This window comes from Hyphomicrobium sp. (assembly GCF_009026145.1).
GTDB lineage: Bacteria > Pseudomonadota > Alphaproteobacteria > Rhizobiales > Hyphomicrobiaceae > Hyphomicrobium_A.
This window is the reverse complement of sequence record NZ_WBUE01000002.1, coordinates 278,221-299,004: the sequence shown is the minus strand read 5'-3', so window position 1 is coordinate 299,004 and position 20,784 is coordinate 278,221. Positions and strand designations below refer to the sequence as shown.

General features: G+C 63.8%; 20 protein-coding genes. 15 read left to right on the top strand and 5 right to left on the bottom strand.

Annotated elements, in window-relative coordinates:
- Positions 1–56: 56 nt before the first annotated feature.
- On the bottom strand, positions 57–506 hold the full coding sequence (locus F9K20_RS03330; protein ID WP_290997396.1) for a hypothetical protein: 450 nt from the start codon (positions 504–506) through the stop codon (positions 57–59).
- A gap of 443 nt (positions 507–949) precedes the next feature.
- On the opposite strand from F9K20_RS03330, the gene F9K20_RS03325 reads away from it, so the two are divergent.
- Together F9K20_RS03325 and F9K20_RS03320 are read left to right on the top strand one after the other, a co-directional pair.
- Positions 950–1,681: a response regulator transcription factor gene (locus tag F9K20_RS03325; RefSeq protein ID WP_290997395.1), complete on the top strand. Its 732-nt coding sequence runs from the start codon at positions 950–952 to the stop codon at positions 1,679–1,681.
- Positions 1,678–2,916: an ATP-binding protein gene (locus F9K20_RS03320; RefSeq protein WP_290997394.1), complete on the top strand. Its 1,239-nt coding sequence runs from the start codon at positions 1,678–1,680 to the stop codon at positions 2,914–2,916. The genes F9K20_RS03325 and F9K20_RS03320 overlap by 4 nt, the downstream gene beginning before the upstream one ends.
- Before the next feature lie 64 nt (positions 2,917–2,980).
- Here F9K20_RS03320 and F9K20_RS03315 read toward each other — a convergent pair whose 3' ends face one another.
- Positions 2,981–3,439, bottom strand: coding sequence for a nuclear transport factor 2 family protein (locus tag F9K20_RS03315; RefSeq protein ID WP_290997393.1), 459 nt, complete (start codon positions 3,437–3,439; stop codon positions 2,981–2,983).
- A 788-nt stretch (positions 3,440–4,227) separates the two neighbouring features.
- On the opposite strand from F9K20_RS03315, the gene F9K20_RS03310 reads away from it, so the two are divergent.
- The 10 genes from F9K20_RS03310 to F9K20_RS03265 all read left to right on the top strand — a co-directional run bounded on the left by F9K20_RS03310 (position 4,228) and on the right by F9K20_RS03265 (position 15,948).
- Complete coding sequence (locus F9K20_RS03310; RefSeq protein WP_290997392.1) at positions 4,228–5,916, top strand: type II and III secretion system protein family protein; 1,689 nt, start codon at positions 4,228–4,230, stop codon at positions 5,914–5,916.
- 186 nt (positions 5,917–6,102) lie between these two features.
- On the top strand, positions 6,103–6,522 hold the full coding sequence (locus F9K20_RS03305; RefSeq protein ID WP_290997391.1) for a histidine kinase: 420 nt from the start codon (positions 6,103–6,105) through the stop codon (positions 6,520–6,522).
- Between the two features lie 255 nt (positions 6,523–6,777).
- Complete coding sequence (locus F9K20_RS03300; RefSeq protein ID WP_290997390.1) at positions 6,778–7,323, top strand: hypothetical protein; 546 nt, start codon at positions 6,778–6,780, stop codon at positions 7,321–7,323.
- Between the two features lie 89 nt (positions 7,324–7,412).
- Positions 7,413–8,444 carry a UDP-3-O-(3-hydroxymyristoyl)glucosamine N-acyltransferase gene (gene lpxD / locus F9K20_RS03295; protein ID WP_290997389.1) on the top strand — a complete coding sequence of 344 codons (1,032 nt, stop codon included), beginning with the start codon at positions 7,413–7,415 and terminating at the stop codon, positions 8,442–8,444.
- 125 nt (positions 8,445–8,569) lie between these two features.
- Complete coding sequence (locus tag F9K20_RS03290) at positions 8,570–9,460, top strand: DUF3313 domain-containing protein (protein ID WP_367238080.1); 891 nt, start codon at positions 8,570–8,572, stop codon at positions 9,458–9,460.
- Between the two features lie 531 nt (positions 9,461–9,991).
- Positions 9,992–11,422 (top strand): ferredoxin reductase family protein, encoded by a 1,431-nt coding sequence (locus F9K20_RS03285; RefSeq protein WP_290997387.1) that lies wholly within the window; start codon positions 9,992–9,994, stop codon positions 11,420–11,422.
- Positions 11,423–11,623: 201 nt separating this feature from the next.
- Positions 11,624–11,758 (top strand): hypothetical protein, encoded by a 135-nt coding sequence (locus tag F9K20_RS03280; protein ID WP_290997386.1) that lies wholly within the window; start codon positions 11,624–11,626, stop codon positions 11,756–11,758.
- A 34-nt stretch (positions 11,759–11,792) separates the two neighbouring features.
- Entirely contained in the window at positions 11,793–12,584 is a 792-nt protein-coding gene (locus F9K20_RS03275) for a cytochrome b/b6 domain-containing protein (RefSeq protein WP_290997385.1), read from the top strand.
- Positions 12,585–12,616: 32 nt separating this feature from the next.
- Positions 12,617–14,905 (top strand): heavy metal translocating P-type ATPase, encoded by a 2,289-nt coding sequence (locus F9K20_RS03270; RefSeq protein ID WP_290997384.1) that lies wholly within the window; start codon positions 12,617–12,619, stop codon positions 14,903–14,905.
- Between the two features lie 290 nt (positions 14,906–15,195).
- Positions 15,196–15,948, top strand: coding sequence for a sterol desaturase family protein (locus F9K20_RS03265; RefSeq protein ID WP_290997383.1), 753 nt, complete (start codon positions 15,196–15,198; stop codon positions 15,946–15,948).
- Positions 15,949–15,958: 10 nt separating this feature from the next.
- On the opposite strand, the gene F9K20_RS03260 is transcribed toward F9K20_RS03265, so the two are convergent.
- On the bottom strand, positions 15,959–16,951 hold the full coding sequence (locus tag F9K20_RS03260; protein WP_290997413.1) for a GNAT family N-acetyltransferase: 993 nt from the start codon (positions 16,949–16,951) through the stop codon (positions 15,959–15,961).
- 178 nt (positions 16,952–17,129) lie between these two features.
- On the opposite strand from F9K20_RS03260, the gene F9K20_RS03255 reads away from it, so the two are divergent.
- The 3 genes from F9K20_RS03255 (at position 17,130) to F9K20_RS03245 (ending at position 18,933) form a co-directional block, all read left to right on the top strand.
- Positions 17,130–18,239 (top strand): pyridoxal phosphate-dependent aminotransferase, encoded by a 1,110-nt coding sequence (locus tag F9K20_RS03255; RefSeq protein WP_290997382.1) that lies wholly within the window; start codon positions 17,130–17,132, stop codon positions 18,237–18,239.
- Between the two features lie 116 nt (positions 18,240–18,355).
- The gene (locus F9K20_RS03250) at positions 18,356–18,616 is read left to right on the top strand and encodes a hypothetical protein (protein WP_290997381.1); all 261 of its coding nucleotides are present in this window, start codon (positions 18,356–18,358) and stop codon (positions 18,614–18,616) included.
- Between the two features lie 137 nt (positions 18,617–18,753).
- Positions 18,754–18,933 (top strand): hypothetical protein, encoded by a 180-nt coding sequence (locus tag F9K20_RS03245; RefSeq protein WP_290997380.1) that lies wholly within the window; start codon positions 18,754–18,756, stop codon positions 18,931–18,933.
- Between the two features lie 16 nt (positions 18,934–18,949).
- Here F9K20_RS03245 and F9K20_RS03240 read toward each other — a convergent pair whose 3' ends face one another.
- Together F9K20_RS03240 and F9K20_RS03235 are read right to left on the bottom strand one after the other, a co-directional pair.
- The gene (locus F9K20_RS03240; RefSeq protein WP_290997379.1) at positions 18,950–19,735 is read right to left on the bottom strand and encodes a DUF4846 domain-containing protein; all 786 of its coding nucleotides are present in this window, start codon (positions 19,733–19,735) and stop codon (positions 18,950–18,952) included.
- Between the two features lie 54 nt (positions 19,736–19,789).
- Positions 19,790–20,677, bottom strand: coding sequence for a hypothetical protein (locus tag F9K20_RS03235; RefSeq protein ID WP_290997378.1), 888 nt, complete (start codon positions 20,675–20,677; stop codon positions 19,790–19,792).
- Between the last annotated feature and the right edge of the window lie 107 nt (positions 20,678–20,784).

Genomic DNA, 20,784 nt, shown 5'->3' with positions numbered 1-20,784 from the left:
AGGCAGGTGGAGGATCGAGGTGGAGGCGGCGACCGCGGTGCGCCGCCTCCTGGTGGTCATCGCGCGGGTGGAGGGGGAAGACCATCGCGCGGACCAAAACCCTCAGGCAACCTGGCGGCCGGCCCTGGTCCGAAATTTCCGGGCCGCGGTCCGAAGGGCGGCATGGGGCCGCCTGGAGGCGGCCCCAGTCGAGCTTCCAGATCCGCTATCTTCTGGAGCTGCTCCGGTGTCAGCTTGCCGCGCAACGCATCGATCGCCTTGATCAGCGCTTCGGCACCGCGGCCACGCTTCAGGGCGTCCTCGGCCAGGATCCGCGAGAGCGAAAACGGCTCCGGTTTGTCTTGGACTTGTGGGCCGGCATTATTGCGCGGGAGAGGCATAGGCGGCCCCGCGACGATCAGCAGGGCATCGGTGAAATCGCGCCAGGCATCGAGCTGTCCGCTGCGAATGCCGATCTCGATCTCGAGGGCACTCAGTAGCTTGGGTAAACCGCCTGGCCCGAACATGGCAGGCGGCGGAACGGGCGGCGCGCCATGCGGCGGAGGACCGACCTGCTGGAGTGAGGGCTCGGGCTGTGGCCGTCCGCCTGGCGGAGGCGGCGCCTGGGCGAGGAGAATTTCCGCTGGCTCTGTAATTTCCGTGGTTGCGGGGGCAATGGGAGTTTGCCCTCGGGCGGGAGGCGTAAGCAGAGGTACGCTTACAACCGCGAGCAGGCGGGCAAGGTTTTTGGTGTGACGCATCGGCGTATCCTCAATGGTTGACACGCCGTTAATTGGAGCTTGATCGTTGCGGGCTTAGGACGCGCAATGTCCTAATGTGTCGCTACTGAAGAGATTTGTGTCCGAACGTTGCTGAGGGGCCAAACGCGATCTTTCGTTACAATATGCCCCTCGTTGCCAGGCTTGTCCGGGGTTAAAAGCGGGCTATCCGAACTCAAACAATTGCACCCATGACCTCGGCCTCACCTCAAATCCTCGTCGTCGACGACGACCATGAAATTCGTAAGCTGCTGGCGCGCTATATCGAGAGCCAGGGCTTTCGCGTTCTGCTTGCGGCGAGCTGCCGGGAGCTGCATGAGCGCCTCGCCACACATCAGATCGATCTCGTCGTTCTCGACGTCATGTTGCCGGATGGGTCGGGGCTTGATATGTGCCGCGATCTCCGTGTCCAGCGGTCCAAGGTGCCGATTATCCTGCTAACGGCTCTCAAAGAGGACGTGGACCGCATCATTGGCCTCGAGATTGGCGCGGACGACTATCTCGGTAAGCCCTTCAATCCCCGCGAACTCATTGCGCGGGTAAAGGCGGTACTGCGTCGGCGCACGGAGGTCATTTCCATCGATAGCGCAGGAAAGACCTATCGCTTCGAAGGCTTCAGCGTCGATCCGCAAACGCGCCGAGTGACCGATCCCAAAGGCGACGCCATCGAGTTGACGGGTGCCGAGTTCGATCTGTTGCAGACCTTCCTCGATCGGCCCGGCCGCGTGCTCTCGCGCGATCAACTGTTGGACCTGACGCGCGGTCGCGATGGAGATGTGCTCGATCGCTCCATCGACGTTCTGGTGAGCCGGCTGCGCCGCAAGCTGGGCGACAGTAACGCGGTGCAGCTCTTCAAGACCGTGCGCAATGGCGGATACCAGCTGGCAGCGAAGGTCGATGTCGTCGCCGACGTGACGCCATGAGCTCGTTGCGCTTCAAGCTCGCGGTGCTTCTCGTGGTTGCCATCGTATCGGTGGTGGGACTGCTGACCGGCGTGCTTCTTTATTTGCTCGGCCCGCCGAGGCCCAGGCATACGACTGACCCCGTCGCGCAGCAGATCGAGATGCTTGCGCGGGCGGCGGTCCACGGCGCCGGCGCACTGCCGACGGCAGCGCAGCCCTCAGCCGGGCGAGTCAATGACGGCCTGACGCGACGGTTGCGCGAAACGCTTGCCGCCCGGGGACATAACCTTCCTGTCATCGTCTCGCGCGCGGGGCGACAGGCGGCCGCGGTCGTCTCTATTCCCATCGAGGGCCGCGGATGGCTCCTCATGCCCCTACCCGATCTGCCGCCTCCTGAAGGAGGAATATGGAACGTTCTGCTCGGATGGCTTGCCCTCATCACCTTCGGAGCGACAGCAGTCGCGATCTTCGCTGCCAATCGCATGGTGAAGCCGCTGGTCATGCTTGAGGAAGCCGTGGCCTCGGTAGGGCCGGAAGCCATGCTACCGCTTCTGCCGGAGCGCGGTCCTGCTGAAGTACGCGCAACCGCCAAGGCGCTTAATTCACTATCATCGCGGCTGAGGAGCGCCGTCGAGAGCCGCATGCGGCTTGTCGCGGCTGCCGGTCACGACCTGCGTACCCCCATCACCCGCATGCGGCTCAGGGCCGAATTCGTCGAGGACGACGAGGATCGCGAGTTGTGGCTGCGCGATATCGACGAACTCGACCGCATCGCCGACAGCGCCATCCAGCTCGTGCGCGAGGAGGCCGGCAAAGCAGAACCCGAGCTGCTGCGCATCGACGAACTGGTTGCCGACATTGCGGACGAGCTGAGGACGCATGGGTACAAGATTTCGGTCACTAGGCTGGAGCCGGCGCGCGTCAACGCTGGCCGCATCGCGCTGGCCCGCGCGCTGCGCAATCTCATGATCAACTCGGCGACGCATGGCGTTCACGCGCATGTCGAGGTCAGCCAGCAGTCGGATAGGGCCATCGTCACGATCGTCGATGAGGGCCCGGGCATCCCGGAACATCTCATGGGGCAGGTGTTCGAGCCGTTTTTCCGCGCCGACCCGGCGCGCCGCCAAGCCACGCCCGGCGCCGGCCTTGGTCTAACGATTGCGCGGGAGATCATTCAACGCGCGAAAGGCGAGGTGTGCATCAGTAACAGGGCGAAGGGGGGCCTCAGCCAAGTGATCGAACTGCCAGCAGCGTAGTGCGGGCCATGCTTCGGTCAATGCACGGGCCCCTGGTGTTTTCAAGGTAAGTAGGGGAACGTTCTCATTTCGCTCTAACGTTCTCACCCTTCCGCCGCTGCCACGTTCTCGACCAGCCAAACATTAGCCCTTCACTTCCGAATGCCATTCGTGCCCAATTCCATGCGTCGAAGGTATCTTCGTGGCGCACCACGAGCTGATCGCGAATGTGCAAGACCGACTCGAAGCGGCTGATCACCCCCCGTCCAGACGAAATGAACGAATACGCGAGGACGCCCTCCACTCTGGCAGTTGTCAGACCTACGTCGACGACCGCGAAATTCAATGCGCTGTTCTGTGTCGCGGCGAATATTGTCCGCCAAAGCGCCTCGACGTTCCGCCCTTCTACCTCGCCAATGATCGGCGCGCTGAAAGACGCATCGTCGTGGTAGCAGGCGGCTGCCGCTTGGGCATCGCGTCGTTGCAAGGCTGAGAACAGACGCTCGGTCAGTTGACGAACACGATCGAGTTCCTCGGCGATCATGATGAGCTCCAATCGGCGCGGCGCCATGCATGAATGGAGGCTCGTAAGTACGCGCTGATCTTTGCGTCGGTTGGGCGCAACGTGTCCAAGCAATGCTAGTCCGAGGTTTTTTGTTGCAAAACATCTCCTTAGCCCGTTCGGCAAGCTCGTGGAGGGTCTTTTCGACCTCATCCGCGTTCTTCGACCTCGTCAGCGTTCAATGAAGGCATTTTGTAACTCAGTACGACATGCACCATGCACAGCAATATTCCGACACATTTCTCGCGCTCGCGGAATTGTTCAGACACAGTGGGTCCAACGCAGGCAATGATTGCGGCGCAGACATTCGGGAAGCCAGGAGGCCTTCGCTGATATCGCTGCCAGCGCAGCAGAGAGCCCCCAAATTGGCGCAACAGCCCGCTGCGACGGAGATCATGCCTTGCCCGACGACATTGCACGCTGGAAGCGCCAGCGTGAGAATCTCCAAAGGATGCTGGATGCTCTTGAATCTGAAACCCCTCCAGACAAGAACCCGCGCATAACTGAGCTACGGGAGCAGCTCGCAGCTGTTGGTGAGCACATTGTTGATTTGGAGAAGCGGCGAAAGGGACAAGCCCGGCGCCGTGGTTGACTTTGCCTCGACGCGCCCAATGCGCAGAAGAAAGCACGATCTTTCTCGGCCATGGCCATTACCAAAGAATGCCAAAGAATTTATCGTCCGCGTTCTTCGCTACGGCGTGCCATCGCGTGCGTACGGCGTGAACTGAGTTGCGTCATTCAGTTTTCGGCTGTCGAAAAGGTAATCGATCATGCGAACGACCCTAAAATGGGCGCGCACCAGCGTGGCTGCAGTGTTCTTCTTCGCGAGTAGCGTCAGCGACATCATCGCGGCCGATATGAAGGGTCAGCCTGCCGGTCAGGCGGGCAACGATTCTGTGCTGCGCATCCCCGGCAATGCCGCGTTCCCGCTGTCGAAGCGGGTCGATCTGGGCGTCGGTCGCTCGCTTGTCGTGCAGTTTCCCATCCCGCTGAAGGATGTGCTGGTCTCCGACCCCAAGGCGCTCGACGCCGTTGTGCAGTCTTCCGACCGCGTCTTTCTCATCGCCAAGGGAACAGGGCAGACGAACGCATTCTTCTTCGACGAGTACGGTCAGCAAATACTTGCGCTTGAGGTCGCGATCGGCGCCGACCTCTCGGCACTTGATACCCTCATCGCGCGCCTTATCCCCGGCTCGAACGTCCGCAGCGAGATCGCCGGGCGCGCCATCGTGCTGACCGGCAGCGTGCACACGCCCATCGATTCCAACCGGGCAGCGCAGATTGCCGGCCAGTTCGCGGCGGCGAATACCGAGGTCGGAAGCGTCGTCAACTCGGGCGCGCCGGGCGCCGCAAGCAACGCACAAACGACGACGTCGAACACGAGCAACATTGGCCGTGGATCCAGCTACCAGGGAACCAACGATGCGGGCGGCGGCGCCAACTCCGACGCCGCCGACGTCTACGGCACCAAGCCGGTCATCAACCTCCTCACCGTCGAAGGCGAGGAGCAGGTGATGCTACGAGTGAGCGTCGCCGAAGTGCAGCGCACCATCCTCAAGCAATTCGGTGTGAATGTCGGCGCGCTCGTCAACTCGGGGAATTTCACGACCTCCGTCCTGTCGTCAAACACCTTCCCACTCACGGGCGCTTCCCTCGGTACGCTGCCGACATCGGGCGTGGCGACTACCGGCGCCGCAGCGGGCACGCTGCAAATGTTTAACCAGGGGGCGGGGGCCACGTCGGACGCCTTCACGAATTCCGGTATTGCGATGGCGTGGCAATCCGGCGATCAGGCCGTGAACGGGACTTTGCGCGCCATGGAGCGCGACGGCCTGCTGAGGACGCTGGCGGAACCCAATCTGACCGCGGTGTCGGGTGAGCCGGCAAAATTTCTTGCCGGCGGCGAGTATCCCGTTCCCGTCGTCGACAGCCTCGGCCAGGTGAGCGTCGTCTACAAGGAATATGGCATCGGTCTGGCCTTCACACCGGTGGTGCTATCAGAAGGTCGCATCAGCTTGAAGATCGAAAGCGAGGTGAGCGAACTCACCAATGACGGAGCCGTCGTGCTGTCCGGCATCCAGATCCCGGCATTGAAGAAACGCCAGGCGAACTCCACGGTCGAACTGCCCTCTGGCGGCTCGCTGGCCATCGCCGGCCTGTTGTCGGAGGCCACGCGGCAGAACATCGACGGCTTTCCGAGCCTGAAGGACGTTCCAATCCTCGGCACGCTGTTCCGCAGTCGCGACTACCAGAGAAGCGAAACCGAACTCGTGGTGATCGTCACGCCGTACATGGTGCGACCCGTGGCGCGCCAAGTGCTTGCCCGCCCGCTCGATGGTCTCGCCGATCCGACCGATCGCAAGGCGAACTTCCTTGGACACCTCAACCGCATCTATGGCGGCGGACGCCCGGCCCCGGTCGGCGACCTGAAGGGCGACTACGGGTTCATCGTGGAATAGCATTGGGATCGGGCGGTGCGTGGCACAAAAGGAAATGCGGGGCGCCTGAAGCCAGCGCATGCGGCGTTGCATAACACGCCCGGCCGAGCGCGATGTGCGCGGATGGTGCTGCCTGCCGCGATCGCCTCGGCATGCGTGCTCATGGCGTCTGGATGCACGTCGGGGCCAGGACCATTCCCGGGGTCGATGCGCAACGATGACAGCGCGCTCATCCAGGCCGTTCCCACATGGGACGGCAACAAGGACGGAACCGTCACCTGCGACGAGTGGAAGAGCTACGCCGATGCGCTGTTCAATCAGTTCGATGCCCTCAAGGACGGATTCCTGACCGCCGGCGAGTACCGGGCCCTGGCGCAAGCCGACAGGCTGTTCGAAGTCGTCCCCTTGGACTATTTCGACAGCGATGGAGATGCGCGCGTCAGCCGCTCCGAATTCGTCGACAAGCCGAACCGCGCGTTTGCGGTGCTCGACAAAAACAAGGACTGCGCCCTGGGCCGCGATGAGATCCGGCAACCCTCGGCGCCGGAACCCGGCGGACCGGGCGGCAAGAGAATGCCTAAGGGCGGTCCCGGCGGCGGCTCAGGAGGTCCTGGTGGCACGATGTGATGCGTGCTGTGCTGCGCTCATCGAACTCGCCTGCAATGTTTCGACACAAATTTGCGGGGATGAGAATTGTTCAGAAATGGTGAGACCAAAGCTGGCAACGTTGGTCGACCACAAAGGCAGCGCGTACCGAGTTCCCGCGTGCCCTTAGGCTTTCTGCTGGTTCTGCGGCGCGGTGCAGTAGAGGTCTGCAAGTCGAATCCGAGTTGCTTTACCGGCATCGCTGATGAACCGGGCAGCCCCAGGCCTGAGGCATTCATGCTACGTATCTCAACTGCTCTGTTGCTTCTGGCGTTGGGCGGCGCGCAGTCACGCGCCGCTCCTTTGACCCATGAGCTGTTCGTGTCGATGTCGGGCTACTGGTCCGGACCAGGCCGCATCCACTACGACGGCGGCGTTGCAGAGGCGCTCTCGTGCAAAGCCTACTACACGACCAAGAACCAGATTGACCGGCTAAGCATCGTCCTCCGGTGCGCAAGCCCCTCCAACAAGATCGAACTCAGGGCGCAGCTCGTAGCGCAGGGTGAGAACCTGTCGGGAAGCTGGGAAGAACGGACGTTCAACGCCAGCGGCACAGTCACCGGGCGCGTGTCGGAAGGCCAGGTCTCACTGTCCATTGACGGTGGCGGCTTCTCCGCCGCGATGCTGGTCACTCAGGAGACGTCCAACCAAAGCGTATCGATCACCACGCAGGGCGTTGGCTTCAACGAGGTCAGCGTGTCCCTGACGCGGAAGGGCGGAGAGCGCAATTACGGGAGGGATAATTACGGGATGAGGGATGATGGAGGCGGTCCTGAAAACTGACCTCCGATCGGAGCCAGAAAACCGAAAGACGGAAGACCGGGTGGCGAGAGCGGAGCGCATCAAGGCAGCAAGCCGCACGGCGTGGTGCGATGCCTGATCAACGCTTTTTTTGCCGTGCAGGTCCCTTTTCGCTTGGTGCGATTTGCGAACTTGTCGGCGCGGAGCCTCCCTACGAAGGAGCGACGTTGATCTACGACATCGCGCCTCTCGAGGGCGCCGGCCCGGGCGACATCAGTCTCTTCTCCAGCGCGCGCTACTTGGATGTGCTCAAATTTTCCCGCGCTCGTGCGATCATTGTTGGTAAGGACGCGGCGCATCGCCTTGCAGATCATCCTGCGTGGCGGGTTCTAGTCGACAACCCGCGTCTCGCCTTTGCGCAAGTGGGCCAGCTCTTCTACCCCCCGGTTCCCCTCGAGCCCGCTATAGATGTGACTGCCCGCGTGCATCCTGATGCACAAATCGGGGTCGGCTCGCGCATCGAAGCCGGCGCTATCATCGGAAACAAGGTGGAGATCGGCGAGCGTTGCCATGTCGGGTTTAATGCCGTCCTCAGCGACGGAGTAAAGCTGGGCAGCGAATGCCGGATAGGCGCTAACGTCTGCATAAGCCACGCGGTTTTGGGCGAGCGGATCACTGTCGACACCGGTTCGATCATTGGAGCGGCAGGCTTCGGATTCGTGCCTACCGGGCATGGCCTCACTCGCATGTTGCAACTCGGCCGCGTGTTGATTGGGGATGATGTGCAAATTGGCGCCAATTGCGCCATCGACCGCGGCGCGACCGGGGATACCGTCATCGGGGCAGGAACCGTCCTCGATAATCTCGTGCATATCGCACACAATGTCAGCCTGGGCCGGAACTGCATTATTTGCGCTCAGGTAGGCATCGCAGGCAGTACGGTGGCCGGGGAGGGCGTTATGATGGGTGGACAGGTCGGCGTCGCGGATCATCTGATGATCGGGAAACGCGCCCAAATTGCCGCGAAGGCGGGGGTCGTGCGCGACGTGGTCCCAGGCTCCGTCGTTGGCGGATTTCCCGCGATGGCGATCAAGGCCTGGCACCGCCAGACGATCGGGCTCGCGCGCCTCTTCAGGCCCAAACAATCCGACCGGACCGAGTAGCGCCGGCGGAACCACTGGAATACGCGTGCCCCTAGGCCTCCTTAGTGCAGCAATGTTGTGACACGCTGGAAAATATTCCAGCCACACGCCAACCCTAAGGTCTCCGCGTCAGGGATGCCGGGGAAATGTCGATGGGGCTGTACTTGCGGGCGTCACGACCCAAGCCGACGTGCCGGCTGGCTTCATTGATCGGGCTTCTGCCCTTGATTTCCGCTTGCGCCACGGTCCCGCTTGCGCAAACCGGGTCGTTGTCCTCGTACGAGAGGCTGGCACCTACAGAAGGCTTCTTTACGGACGCGCGCGTGACGGTCGACAAGCAGGCGATCCTGGCGGCCAAGAAGGCGCGCATCATTCCCACATCATTCGCCGCCAGCACGAAAGCAAGCCTTTCAGACGCTGACCGGAAGGTGCTTGCCAATGCGGTCGACCGCGCGGTTTGCGTGGGACTGAGCGATCGGTTCCAGATTGTTTCGCCGCCACAGGTCGCCGACCTTACCGTACACGTGTCGATCGCCGGCGTCGTGCCGACGGACGAGACCGCGGTTGCGGCATCGAAGGTCATTTCGGTCGGCACCTCCGTCGTGACCGCGTCCGGGATAGTCACCACACCGATCCCGATTCCGTCCTTGCGCGTTCCCATTGGGTTGGGCGGCATTGCCCTTGAGGCCGAGGCAGTTGATCCTGGCGGCAATCAGATGGCGGCGATGCTGTGGGCGCGGGGCGCCAATTCATTTACCGGCAAGGCGCGGGTCTCACCTATCGGAGATGCCTACGAACTCGCTTCGGCCTTTGGTGCCGACTTCAGCGAGTTGCTTGTGACCGGCGCGGACCCCTTCACGCTCAGGCTCCCCTCGCTGCCGTCGATGGAGAAGGTGGCGTCCCTGCTCGGCGGGGCTCCCAAAGAGGCGGCCTGCGAGGCCTTCGGACGCCTGGGGATCACGGACATGCTGGCGGGTGCGATAGGTCTGCCGCCGGAATGGACGGACAAGGGGCCTCAGGTGGGCGCGGGCCGATAGCCAGGGGATCGCTCCATCGCGAATGCAGATAACCGCCAACAGGGAACTTTGGGTCAGCCGCGGCCAGCAAGAACTGAACCTTGTCAGCCGTGAGCCGCTGCAACTCGGCATCACCCTCGCCTCAGCGCCACACGAGTTTGACACACCCCTCGCGAACGCCTTGAAACTCTGTGTGAGGGCAGACTGTCAAACCTTGAGCTAAGCTGTTGATACGGTTCGCTTGCCACAGTCCCCTACGGGGCGCCAATTCACCCACAAGCCGTTGATATGCCGGAAGTCCTTGGTGCTCAAGGGCGCCAGGACCGTCCGGGCGACAGCTTCATCGAATGAGCTCTGCAGCTTGGTGTCGAAGTAGTCAGCTTGAAGATCCCACGAGGCTGCTCGCCTTTTGACTGCAGGGCAATGTGCTCGTCCACGCTAGGGTTCATCTCTCCAGAAGGCCCTGCTGCGCACATTTGACCACGATCAGTTCTGATCAGGTGCTTCCCCGGTAAAGGGCTGCTGGACAGAGGTCGAGAGTTGGTTGCTGAGATGGAATTGCACACTAGGCCGCCCGCGCTCCCCGAGGCAGCCGTCGCACTTTTGTATGTCTTGGCGGCTCTATCGCCAGTTCTTGCCGCCGCGGCGACCGGAATCGAGCCGGTTGGCGTGTCGAGCGAATTTGGCGCCGCTCTCGGGCTCACGGCGGCTGCGCTGCTGTACTTGCAGTTTCTGAGCTCCGGGCGCTTCGAGACCATCTCGGGCCGCCTCGGTATCGACCGCACGATGGGGTTTCATCGCATCGCCGCCTATGTGCTCCTCGCATTTGCGGTCCTGCATCCGCTGCTCTACCTCACGAACACCCTGCTGGCTGATCCCCTCGCCGCTTGGCATCGCCTTCAAGGGATGTTGGGAAGCCCCAGACTGCGAACCGGTGTCATCGCGCTCGTAGGCTTGATCCTGATTGTGTGCCTCGCGACCGTCCGCAAGCGGCTGCGGTATGAGGTGTGGCGTGCTTCGCACGGCCCGCTCGCCGTCGTCGTCGCCGGTCTGGTTCTCCATCACGCCATCACGGTGGGCGCCTATAGCGCGGAAACGGTGGTGCGCATGGTCTGGCTTGTGCTCGCGGCAGCCGCCGCGGGCGCGGCACTCTTGGTCTATGCCGTGAGACCGTGGCGCATGTGGCGCGAAGATTGGCGCATTGAACGCGTTCGCCGCGTGGGCGCGCACATTGTCGAAATGATGCTGCGCGGCCCGGCGACGACGCAGCTGCGATTCAGCGCCGGACAGTTCATCTGGGTGACGCTCGCCCCCAAACGTCCCCCCTTCCACGACCATCCGTTCTCGATCGCCTCCGCCCCCGCCGACCTGCCGCGCGTTCGTTTGGTGATCAACGAGGTCGGCGACTGCACGCGCACCTTCGAGCGGGTCGCGCCCGGCACGCGCGTCGCCGTCGACGGGCCGCACGGCAGTTTCGTGGTTCCGCCGCAGGCCTCGCCGATAATTCTCGTCGCTGGAGGCGTCGGCATCGCGCCGGTGCTCGGCATCCTGGAGGACGCCGCTGCGCGCAGCGACAGCAGGCCGTATCGGGTCCTCTACGCGGCGAGAAAGCACAGCGGCTTGGTTTTTATGGATCGACTGCGCGAGCTGCAAACGCGGCTCGATTTATCCATAGTCTATCTTGTCGATGAGGCTCCGAGGCAGCCGAATTGCGAGGCTGGTCCGCTGCGCGCTGCTGTCGTTAAGGAGCTCGTGCGGGCTGCCGAGACACCCACCGCTGCCGCCCTGATCTGTGGTCCCCCACCCATGATGGAAGTCGCCGCCGATGCCCTATTGGATGCCGGCATACCCGCATCATCCATCCACTATGAACGGTTCGACTACGGCGCGGGCAAGGGACGGCTCGACCGTGCACGGCAGCGACAGGCATTGCTTGTGTTTCTCGTGCTCGTCGCAGCCATGACGGCCTTCAGTCTTCGCTAGCACTCATTGCGACAATAAGCCGACGAGATAGTCGACGATGGCCGCGCGCGCCTGGGCGTCCTCACAATGGTGCGTCTCCAGGAACTTGGCCAGTGTCGCAGAGCGCGCTTATGCCATGGCCCCGTTCGCCCACCTGCGCACTGCGCTGGCGAAGGTCCGCAGCAGCGCTGCCCCAACCTGAGCGGTAAGTTCCCGGAGGAGGTGCAGCCGCTCATCGATGACCTCAACAATCTTCTCGCCGCCTCGGGCGAGCAGATCCTCAGGGCTCGGGCGCAGGCCGGCAATATCGCGCACGGTCTCAAAGTCCAGCTACAGCTGCCGGAGTTCCGCCGATAGACGGGTTCACAAGGGGCGTTTATCGCCGGAGGCTTTGACGTTCCTCAAAGGCTTTACGGCCGGCGAAGCTGATGATGTCCTGAAGGAGGATCTGACCGTGCCCGAATACAGAGAATATGCTGCATGGGATGTGCCGACGCGCTGGTTCCACTGGATCAACGCGCTCGCCGTGCTGGGCCTCATCGGCACGGCCCTAGTCATCCTCTTTGGCGACGCTCTTGGCCTTTCCGCTTCCGGAAAGGTCGCTCTCAAGAGCATTCATGTCAGCCTTGGCTACGTCATGGCCATCAATTTGCTGTGGCGGCTTGTTTGGGCCTTTCTGGGTAATCGCTATGCCGGCTGGCGCGGCATCCTCCCAGGAGGCCCCGGCTATCTCACGGCACTGAGGGCGTATGCTGCTTCGTTCCTCTCTGGCGAGCCGCAGCAGTACGTGGGCCACAATCCGCTGGCGCGCATCGGCGTCGCTCTGCTTTTCCTGCTCCTCCTCGTTCAGGTCGCCACCGGCCTCGTCATCGCCGGCACGGATCTTTATTGGCCGCCATTCGGCCATTGGTTCGCAGCGTGGGTGGCGGCCCCGGGCGTCGACCCTTCCCTGGTGGTCCCCGGAGCGACGGACCTGATCGACAAAGCCTCCTACGATGCCATGCGTGCTTTCCGCCACCCGTTCGTGGAGGTGCATGAACTCACGTTCTACGCGCTGATCGTTCTCATCGTTCTCCACGTGATTGCAGTGGTTGCCACGGAGGTCCATGAAGGCGGCAGCATCACGTCGGCCATGTTCACCGGCCGCAAAATTCTCTCGCGCCGTCCGCCTGACGCTCCTTAGCCTGATATGCGGCGCACCTTCGAGCAGCGCGCATGATCAACGAACGCTTCGTCAGGCGCTTCCTTATACTTGTAGCCTCGCTCGGCCTTGCGTTGGGCGGCGCGGCTGCTCTCGGCGGCTATCCCGCAACCGCCGCGTGGATATGGACGGCAGCTACGGTCCCTGTCGTCATCGCCCTCGGCGTGTCGATCATGCGCAATCTGTCGGCCGGACGTATGGGCGTCGATGCCATCGCTTTCATGGCCATGGGTGCCGCTCTCGTCCTCGATCAGTCCCTGGCGGCCGTCGTCGTCGCCATCATGTACACGGGTGGCACAGTGCTCGAGGATTACGCGGTTGCCCGCGCCGAGCGCAACCTGAAGTCGCTCGTTGACCGCGCGCCGCGACGGGCGCACCGTCGCATCGACCAGACTGTCACGGACATTGACATCCGAGATGTGAGGGTCGGCGACGCGATCCTCGTCCGCGCCGGGGAGATCGTTCCCATCGATGGATTGATCGCTACTCCTGCGGCCGTGCTCGATGAATCGGCGCTCACCGGGGAGCCAATTCCCGTCACGCGCCAAGCCGGTGCGAGCGCCCGCAGTGGCACGCTTAACGCTGGCGATAGCTTCGAGATCACGGCGACGGCCACCGCCGAGGAGAGCACCTACGCGGGCATCATCCGGCTCGTCACCGCCGCGCAGACTGCGAAGGCGCCGTTCATCAGACTGGCGGATCGCTATGCGCTGCTGTTGCTGCCGCTGACGGTCGTCATCGCCAGCCTCGCGTGGGCGCTGTCGGGAGATGCAATTCGCGGCCTCGCTGTTCTGGTTGTTGCCACGCCGTGTCCACTCATCCTCGCGGCCCCCGTCGCATTTGTTGCCGGGGTCTCACAAGCCGCGCGTAGGGGGATCATCATCAAGGGCGGCGCGCCCCTCGATGCCTTGGCTCAGACGCACACCGTTCTATTCGACAAGACGGGCACCCTGACCGTCGGCGGAGCGCGCCTCATAGCCGTCGAGACGGCGCCCGACGAAGATGCCGACGAGGTGCTGCGGCTTGCGGCGTCGTTGGAGCAAGCCTCGCAGCACGTCGTCGCCGCCGCCATCGTGGCGGCAGGCGCCGGCAGAGGTCTTGCTCTGCATATGCCGCATCAGGTGCATGAGGTGATGGGCTCCGGCCTCGAGGGCGTGGTCGACGGACGCAAGGTCCGCGTCGGCTCGCACCAGCTAATCTTCGGCGCGCGCAAGCTCGACGAGTGGGTTGCGCGCGCATTACGGCGCGCCTCCTGGCGATCCGCGCTCAGCGTGTTCGTATCGGTGGACGACCGCGTCGTCGGTGCGTTGCTGCTTGCCGACGAGCTGCGCAAGGATACCCCGCGCGCGGTGCAGTCGCTCCGCTCGGCTGGCGTGGCTCGGATTGTGATGGTCACCGGTGATCACGCTGACGCAGCGGAGACGATTGCCGCGGCGCTGGATATCGACGCGGTGCTCTCCGACCGGGTTCCGTCCGACAAAGTCGACGCGGTGGCCATGGAAAGCCGCATGCATCCGACCCTGATGGTGGGCGACGGCATCAACGACGCTCCCGCCCTCGCCGCCGCCGACGTGGGTGTGGCGCTCGGCGCCCGCGGCGCCAGCGCCTCCTCGGAGGCGGCCGACGTTGTCATCGTCGTCGACAGGCTCGATCGCGTTTCCGAGGCCGTCGCCATCGCCCGCCGGGCGCGGCGGATCGCCGTCCAGAGCATCGTTGCCGGCATGGGCCTTTCCGGTCTCGCCATGGGCTTTGCCGCCTTCGGCTGGCTGACGCCGGTGGCGGGGGCTCTGACGCAGGAGGCCATCGACGTCGCCGTGATCCTCAACGCCCTGCGGGCGCTGGCGCCCGGCTGGCGCCCGCGCCGTGAGGGTCTGCCCGGCGAGATGGCACGTGCCCTCGGCGAGGCGCATCGCCTGCTCGAGCAGGAGCTGGACAAGCTGCGCTCCATTTCGGATGCACTCGACGATGCGAGTGGTCAGCGCGCGGTCGACCTCATTCTCAGCGCGCACGCAATCATCGAAGACAGCGTCGTCGTGCATGAGCGCGAGGATGAAAGTGCGCTCTATCCGCGCCTCACGAAGCTACTGACCGATAGCCACGGCTTGTCCGCCATGAGCCGGGCGCACCGCGAGATCCTGCACCAGGCAAGGCTCCTGGCGCGGCTCGCGCATGGTTTGCGAGCCGAGGATGCAGACAAGTACCTCGTGCGCGATGCGCAGCGGATCATCGGCTCCATCGAAGCCCTCGTGCGCATCCACAACGCGCAGGAAGAAGACATCTATGAAGCAGCGGCCGGTACGTGAGGGCCAAGCAGCCACGAACTCGCGAGACGAAAGAGTACCTGTCGTGTAATGGTCAGCCTCGGGCCGCGGTAGCGACGCTCTTAACCCGAAACCGACGTGTAATTGGCTCCGCACGCATGCGATGCCGACGGGCCGAAGCAGTCTGAAAGCAGGCAGGCCTTCTCCAGCCCGCGTTACCTTCGGAACAGCGCCGAACGCGGCAATCCTCAAAGACTGGGGAGCGAAACCGCGATCTCCGCTTCGGGATCCGATCGCGGCCGCCAATTCTAGCCACCGCGGGAGGAGAGAGCATGTTCTGGGATGAAATGGTTGGGCTGCTCGTCGTAGCCACGATCGGCCACATCATGGCCGCGATGTGCTACGCGGCCTACAAGGGCAATTGGTCGATCTGCGACCGCAAAATCTACGATGCTTCGATCCAGGGCAAGCAGATGCGCCGGGAGCTGAAGAATTCTATCTGGACCCCAATGCACGCCGTGATCCTCGCGGGATTTCTTTACGTCGGATTTTTCCCCAGCCGGAGCGGGACGAGTTTCTTTGCGACACTTGCCCTGGCATTCGTGTGGGCTGAGCTCTGGCACTATGTCTCGCACCGCGCCATGCACCTGAAGGCTTTGCACTGGATCCACGCGGAGCATCACAAGAGTCACGTGAACGGCCCGTTCACGGCCATCTCGTTCTCGTTTTCAGAGAAGTTGATCTTCGATCTCGGCTACCTCGGCGTGCTGGCCATTATCGATGTCGTCGTGCCGCTGAACTTTCATGGCATCGTCTTCTGGTACGTCGGCTATCTGGTGATGAACTCGTTCGGTCACGCCAACTTCGAGTTCCGGCCGGGCGACTACAATTCGTTCTTGGGCAAGGTGATGACGAGCACGACATACCATTCCCTCCATCACGCCCGATATACGCACAATTACGGTCTCGCGACGCGGTTCTTTGACAGGCTGTTCGCTACGGAATGGACCGATTACGAGAGGCTGTTCCACCGCGTCGTGCTGGAGCAGCGACCGATGCGCCATCTGCGCGAGCGTGCGGACTGATGATAGGACTTCAGCGAAGCACGAGAGCGGCCAAGCGGCCGACCTTTTTGGCGTGCCGTTCGATGTCGAGCACGAGCGGGTAGGAACGGCCGTTCTCGCGATGCAGAAACGGGGGCCCGGACTGCGTGAAGCCCAACGACGTGAAGAATGGCTGCAGTTCCGGCACGCAATCCATGAAGCACTGCCTAATGCCGTAACGCTGCGCCATCTCTAGGGCGGTTGTCATCAAGCGGAACGAACTCTGTCCGACGCGGTGGTCCTTCCTGACGATGAACTTGGTGACTATCGCCGTGTCCTCCGGATGGTGCGGAGATTGCGCCATACCGTACAACTCCGTGAGCAATCCAAGGGGACCGTGGCGTGCCATATTCATGCGCAACGTCGCAATCGGTGCTTCGTTTTCCAGCGCCAGCAGCACATGGCCGGTCTCGTCGAGGTCATCGGCGATGACCCTCTTCTCGGGATCGGCAAACGGAGATGTTCGCCCCAACTCCTCGCAGTAGACTTCGTAGCGGATCCGTTGCGCCTCCAATAATTGCTCTGGCGTGCGGCACAGCACGACCTTGCTCGTGATGTCCGGCTGTGGAGCCTCGCCGGCAGCAAGAAAACGCAGATTGTAACTTTGCCTTCCTTCGGCGACTTCCGCGAGCGTGCGATACAGCTCGACGGCCAAGGCGGGCTCACTGCGTTCGATCTCGCGCCACGTCGGGTCGTCGATATAGAGCGCGCGCGACTCTGTCTTGGCCGTCACCGTCGCGGTCGCCGGCACTCCCGTCAGAAACCCGATTTCGCCGATGGGCGCCCCGCGCTGGGCGGTGGCGATGGCGCCTGGCTGTCCGTTCCGCTCTACGCTGACTTCGACTTCGCCGTCCGTCAGCAGGTACATATCGATGGAAAGAAGACCTTTCGTCCTCAAAACCGCGCCGGGCGCGAAGGCGGCTTCCCTGCAGTACGCCCTAAATGGCTCAGGATCTATGAAGTGTCCGGACGGTGGCCTCTGCATGGAGCGTCCTCGGCTGTACATCAAGGTTATCGTGAACCCATGGAACTGTCCCCTCCCGTGTCCGCTCCCATTTGGCTTTGGGTTCGGGACACCCAGGCTGCGCTTGTCATCCCGGCAACAAGTGCCGGGATGACAAGTACGCCTCTGTTGACGCCGGGCTGCACGGGGTGCCAGACCCATGCGCATGCCGCGTCCGCGCCTCACCTCCCTCGTCGAAAGCCTTCCCGCCTTGGTGCCGTTCATCGGTCCAGAGGCGCTGGAGCGAGCGCGCGGGCGCCCCTTCCGCGCCCGCCTCGGCGCCAACGAAAGCCTGTTCGGACCGTCGCCGCGGGCAATCGACGCCATGCGCGCGGCGGCGCACGGAAACTGGATGTACTCCGATCCGGAAAGCCACGATCTGCGCGCCGCCCTGGCGCAGTTCCACAACGTTGGCATGGATAACGTCGTCATCGGCGAGGGCATCGACGGCCTCTTGGGCTTGAGCGTCAAGCTCGCCGTCGAGCCGGGCTCTGCCGTCGTCACCTCCGACGGCACCTATCCCACTTTCAATTTTCACGTCGCCGCCGGCGGCGGACGCCTTGTCCGCGTTCCCTACCGCGACGACCGTCAGGACCTCGCCGCGCTCATCGATGCAACACGACGCGAGGATGCGCGCATCCTTTACGTCTGCAATCCCGACAACCCGATGGGCGCTTTCTGGGGCGCCGAAGCGCTGCGCGAGCTCATCGCGCAGCTGCCCGATGGCGTGCTGCTGTGCCTCGACGAAGCCTATTGCGACACCGCACCGGCATCCGAGCTGCTGCCCATCGACGTCGGCAACGCGCAGGTGCTCCGCCTGCGCACCTTCTCCAAGGCGTACGGCCTGGCCGGCGCGCGCATCGGCTATTGCCTCGGGGAGGCGAGGCTGATCCGCACCTTCGAGAAGATTCGCAATCACTACGGCATCAATCGCGTCGGCCAGATGGGGGCGCTCGCGGCGCTCGAGGATCAGGATTTCCTTGCCGATGCGGTGGCGCGCATCGCACTCGCACGCGACCTCATCGGCGCCATCGCGCGCGACAATGGCCTCAGGCCGCTACCCTCGGCCGCCAACTTCGTCACCATCGATTGTGGGGGCGACGGCGACCTTGCCCGTCGTGTGCTCGACGGGCTGCTGGCCCAGGATGTGTTCGCGCGCATGCCGGGCGTGGCGCCGCTCGACCGCTGCCTTCGCATCAGTTGCGGCCGCGACGAGGATCTCGCCGTACTTGCCGACGCATTGCCGCTGGCCCTCGCCTCGGCACGCTAAGTGCTCCGGTAAAACGGGCTGGCCGGGATGTCACGACAACACGAGGCGGCGGTTGGCATTCCCTTAAGCTGTCGCCCGCAAAGATGGCATCGCCATTCCTCGCGGTGAGTCATTCCATGTCCGACGCGCTTCTCGATTATTCCTCCTGGTCGTTCCAGCTCATCTTCGTCCTCGTCGTGCTGTACCTGGTGCTCGGCCTCATCAACCCGGCGTGGGTCATGGCCACCAAGCGCAGGACCATCGTCATCGTGTCGGTCATCGTCATGCTGCTTGCGTCGACGGCCTTCTACGTCGCCGTGCGCCCGCTCGGCGACGCGGGCCCCCAACCGCCGGCCGCGGACATCGTGCCGGAGGCGCCGCCGCCCGCGCAGCCCTAGCCGCAGCGCACCACGCAAAACTGATTGACGGCTCCGTGTGCGGCGGGCTCACATAAGCGCCGCGTCTCGCGGAGCATCCGCGCGTTCGAGACAAACAATAGACGGGCGATACCGTCGGCATCACAGGGAGGAGCTCCATGCGTGGGACTTTCGGAGTGCTCGTCGGCCTCGTTCTGTTCACCATCGGCCTCGTCGGCCTTGGCCTTGCCCTGGCTCAGATGATGACGCAGGCCGATCCCGACATGGCCCTCAAAGCTGTCGCCGGACTGGCCGCCTACGTTCTCGTCTGCCTCGCGTCGCTGGCGATCGTCCGCTAGCGCGCAGCAGCCCCGTTCAAGGCCAGCGGCGCAGTGAGCCGGCTGGAAATGTCCATTCGGGCGTGATGAGATCGCCGTCGAAGGATGCTGGGTACCACGGCGTGCTGTCGCCGGCGGCGGGGCTCTTGAGCACGTGCATTTCCTGCGCCGGCATGTAGCTCTGCAGCAGCAGGAAGCGCTTCTCGCCCGTCTGCGTGTTCTCGACCATGTCGGCGACGAGCACGGCGTGGCCGGGAAAGCCGCCCTTGATGAACACGTCGCCGATCTCGATGTCAGCGAGCGGCACCGGTTTTAGCTCGCGCTCGAGCGAGTAGGTGCCGGCATAGGCGAACACGTAGTCCATGTACTTGCGGAACGACGCGTAGCCATCGTCGCGGCGTGCGGAGAACCGCAGGCGCTTGCCGTGCGTATCGTTGAAGCGAATGGATTCCTTGCGGTCGGAGGCGAACAGCCATTCGCCGCGCAGGCGCATGATGGCGTCGGCGCACTGCTGCAGGTCGCGCTTGCCGACGTCGATGTCGACGACGGCGGCGTGCACGTCCTGCCGCCACTTTGGCGCGCCGGTGTAGATCAGCACCGGCGCGTGGGCTGGCTTCATCGGCAGCCCGCGCAGCCAGGCGGCCCAGCTTCCCTCGGCGGCGGGAAGGCGTGTGTACCCGGGTGGGGGAGGGATGCGCTGGGCGAGCGTTTCGCTCACCTGCGCATGTTGCCAAGCATAGCCGGGAGTGGCCGCGGCGGTCGTCGGCGTCGACGCTGCAACGAGCCATAGCACGCCAACAAAAGACAGGAGATCGCGAGTCATCCTGCGAGGCTGCCGAGCGTCTGTGTCGCGGCGATGGCGGGCGCTGTCGTGGCGCTACTGCGTGTAAGAAAAGGCCTGCGACTGCCAGGGCGTCATGAACATCTGTTGCGCCCATTTGGGCGCCCGCTGGGCAAGCTGTGCATCAGCAGCCTTCTTCGCCAGCGGCGCTTGGCGGTTCGGTGTGCGGTAGGCCCGCGTCGACATCCGCTTGCGCGGCGACCGCAGTCTAGGTGCGGCCACGCGCTCAGCGTCGGTCGCCGTCACCTCGGTCATGGGGGGCGTCGCGACCTCGATGGCCGGCAGCGGCGGCGGCACGTCGCTTTCGGCGCTGGGGGCAGCGGCAAGCCTGATCGTCGGCGGCGGACCGGCCTCGACCAGCTGCTCGATCTTCCCAGGCAACCTCCCGACCTTGATCGCGGCGAGGTCATCGGTGAAGGAGGGGATGTCGCGCGAAGACTCGAGCGCTGAAGTGGTGATCGGCGAAACCCCGCTCGCGATCGCGTCGGGCTCGAGTAACGCGGCATTCGACAGTACAGCCGGCTCGGGCTCGTGCATGGCGATCTCGCGCGCACTCACCAGGCGCGCATTCTGCACGTAGCCGAGACGCGATAGCGAAGAACGCTCGGCTACGGCAGAGGTGGTCGAGCATGGACAACTGGCGGGGCCGGCGAGCACGGCGAGACCGAGGCCACCGATGAACAGAACGGAGAGGAAGCCGGTGAGCCGCATGCGGGCGCCGGCCAGTGCTGCGACCGTCGATGGCGGCGGAACATAGGAGCGCCTCGGCTTACGCGATGCGGCGCGGCGCGGCGCCAGCACGCGATAGCCACCGACCGTCGGAGAAGCGCTCGAATAGGTGCGCAGCGCGGCGAACTGATCGAGGACCCGCAGGAAGCTTTCCGTCGGGCTGCCGCTGTCGAGCTCGGACGTTACGGCGCGCATAGCGCGGTTCCCCTTCGTGTGCCGCTATCGCGAGCCATCGCCGACATACGGTCGTCGACCCTTCATGCAGCGATATGGCAGCATTGCACTCGCCAAATGGCACGGCG